Origin of the sequence: Gardnerella sp. 26-12 (assembly GCF_001660745.1) — a bacterium.
In the GTDB taxonomy this organism is placed as follows: Bacteria; Actinomycetota; Actinomycetes; order Actinomycetales; family Bifidobacteriaceae; genus Bifidobacterium; species Bifidobacterium swidsinskii.
The window spans coordinates 17,064-19,757 of record NZ_LWSR01000020.1; the positions used below are offsets into that span (position 1 = coordinate 17,064).

The 2,694-nt window shown below is 42.8% G+C and carries 3 protein-coding genes; all 3 read right to left on the minus strand.

Translation table 11 applies throughout. From position 1 onward, the window contains the following. Positions 1–248 (minus strand): PTS sugar transporter subunit IIB (locus A5295_RS02125; protein ID WP_064621579.1); only part of this gene is annotated, 248 nt, incomplete at its 3' end. 63 nt (positions 249–311) lie between these two features. Next, positions 312–761 (minus strand): PTS sugar transporter subunit IIA, encoded by a 450-nt coding sequence (locus tag A5295_RS02130; protein WP_004108034.1) that lies wholly within the window; start codon positions 759–761, stop codon positions 312–314. Between the two features lie 104 nt (positions 762–865). Then, positions 866–2,524, minus strand: coding sequence for a phosphoenolpyruvate--protein phosphotransferase (gene ptsP, locus A5295_RS02135; RefSeq protein WP_064621580.1), 1,659 nt, complete (start codon positions 2,522–2,524; stop codon positions 866–868). Positions 2,525–2,694: the final 170 nt, after the last annotated feature.

Here is a 2,694-nt window from a genome sequence, read left to right on the forward strand (position 1 = left end):
CCCTTCACCTCTTCAACATCCATGAAATTTTCAATTGTTTCTACAGGAGTGGTAGTGCCCTCAAGCTCTGGAGCAAGCTGAGGAGAAGTGAGCACAAGATCATTCATATTGGCAGTACCTTTTGCACTTCCAGCATCGGAAGTAGTAACTGTAACATCAAGACCTAAGTCTGCTGCCGCAGCCTCAACATTGATTTTTAAAAGTACAGACGTGCCAATGCCGTTTCCGCATACACATAGAATATTCATAGATAACCTCTTTCGTTGAGTTGTATTTTTTTAATTTTGCAAAATTAGCTAATTCTTTAGTATTTAACTTTTAAGAATTGCGCGAATTTCTTTAGCGTTTTTTGCTTGCGCAAGTTCTCTAGTCTTCACAGGATTAGACAAAGCTGCAGCAACCGCGGACATAACGCCAATATGCTCATTTTCATCGTGACCTGCAAGACCAATTACTAAAGAGACCGGATCGTTGGCAGTGTTACCAAATTTAACGGGCGTACTTAAACGAATCCAGCTCAAACCACTTTTTAACACTGCTTCCGACGGGCGCGAATGCGCCAAAGCCAAGCCTGGGGCAATAACAATATACGGACCCATTTTTTCAACTGTTTCAATCATCTGATCCGTATATTCATCAGTAGTAAAGCCAGACTCCTTCAAAGCATTGCCCGCAAGACAAATAGCATCACGCCAATCTTTCGCCGCAATATCAAGGTTTACTGCAGAATCCGGGAGAAGCTCATCAATATCAGCACTCATATTTTCTCTTTTCTAAGCATGTTAATTATTCTTGATTATTTCTGATTGGTAATCGAATTTTTAATGTTCTTCGTAACGATCATATTTTGAATTACTCCCTTGGCTTATTCTTGCATGATTGAGTGGTAGAACTTTCCAGCTAAAGCCTCATGAGCTTTAGCTTTAGCTTCATCAAATGTAGTTTGAGCAAGTTCTGCTCGAACATCGTCCAAAGCAACTGACGTCATAGAAAGCGAGTTAATACCGAGACCTGTAAGAACAATCGCTAAGTCTGGATCTGCTGCAGCTTCTCCACACACTCCGACTGGCATACCATGTGCGTTACCAGCGTCTGCAATCATTTTGATCGCGCGCAACACTGCAGGGTGCCAAGCAGTTTGATAATTAGAAACAGACCCAAGGGTTCTATCTGCTGCAAGAGTGTATTGCGTCAAATCATTCGTTCCGATAGATACAAAATCAGCAACTTGAGCAACCTCCTCGGCAACAAGAGCGATAGAAGGCACCTCTGCCATAATGCCAACCTTTTTAAGACCTTTAGATTTACCAAGTTTTACAAAATATGCTGCTTCATGTTCGTCTGAAACCATTGGAGCCATCACCCATAAGTCAGCATTCGTCACAGCATCAGCACGAGATAATGCCTCCAGCTGACCATCTAGAACATCCATATGCTGTCTTAGAGTACGCAAACCTCGAAGTCCGAGGGCAGGATTTGGTTCATCTTCAGGAGTCAAGAATGGTAACGGTTTATCTGCTCCAGCATCAAGCAATCGAATAACAACTTTCTTGCCTTCAAACTGAGATAGTAACTCTGTATAAGATTCTGTTTGTTCTTCTATACTAGGCGGTTGCTCGTTACCAATAAACAGAAATTCCGTTCGGAATAGACCTACTCCTTCTGCTCCATACTCATGAGCAGTTACGGCATCTGAGGGCTTTCCTACATTTGCCAAAAGAGGAATCAAATGACCATCTTTTGTACTTCCAGGCAATCCACGCAATTCACGAGCGCGGCTTAAACGCTCACGAGACTCTTTAACATGCGCGATCTCTTCTTCACTAGGACTGCTTATAACATGACCATTAACGGCATCTACTACAACAATTTGATGATTCTTCAGCTGAGAGGCATCGTGTGCTCCAACAACAGCAACAATTCCACGAGCACGAGCAAGAATAGCAGTGTGACTTGTAGGACCACCATCAAGAGTGACAATTGCCTGAACCTTGCTTAAATCAAGTGAAGCTGTATCAGCAGGTGAAAGATCCCTAGCAACCAGCACAAAAGGCGAATCACTTTCCGGCACCCCAGGAGCTTCAACACCAATCAAAGATGCAATAACACGCTGGCCAACATCATGCAAATCTCCTGCACGCTCAGCCATGTAACCACCAAGATTACGCAACATGTCTTCAAATTGTGCGAACCCTTCCCAAGTGGCACGTTCCGCTGTTTTCCCCTTATCAATACCAGATTCAATTGCACTTATTAACGCTGGATCCGATGCCATCTGTGCAAGAGCTTGCATAATTGGTGCTGCTTTTCGAGTCCCCTCATCCTTTGCTTCAAGAGCCTCACTTGCACGATGGTTTAGGTCTTTATTTACTTCATTTAAAGCATTTTTAACAGCCTTTTTTGCATCCTCAGCCAACACACTAACAGCACGAGGAGAATCCTCTGGCTCATGCAAAGCAGGTGCCATACACAATACTTCACCATATGCCATCGAGCGCCCAATGCCAACACCAGTGATTACCATACTTAAAACCCTCCTTTAGGTTTAGAAACTTTATTACGGCCGCAACGCCGCATAAGCATTTCTTGTAGGTAAACGTTTCTTACTAATGAAACTATACACCATTAAAAACGTTGTTACAACAAGTGAAAACGTTTTCTGTATTTTTCAATTAATTATGCTACACTTAATGT

Bases quoted from the DNA above. Each gene is read 5' to 3' on its own strand.
- A5295_RS02130 (WP_004108034.1), bottom strand. From the start codon at position 761: ATGAGTGCTGATATTGATGAGCTTCTCCCGGATTCTGCAGTAAACCTT.
- ptsP (WP_064621580.1), bottom strand. From the start codon at position 2,524: ATGGTAATCACTGGTGTTGGCATTGGGCGCTCGATGGCATATGGTGAA.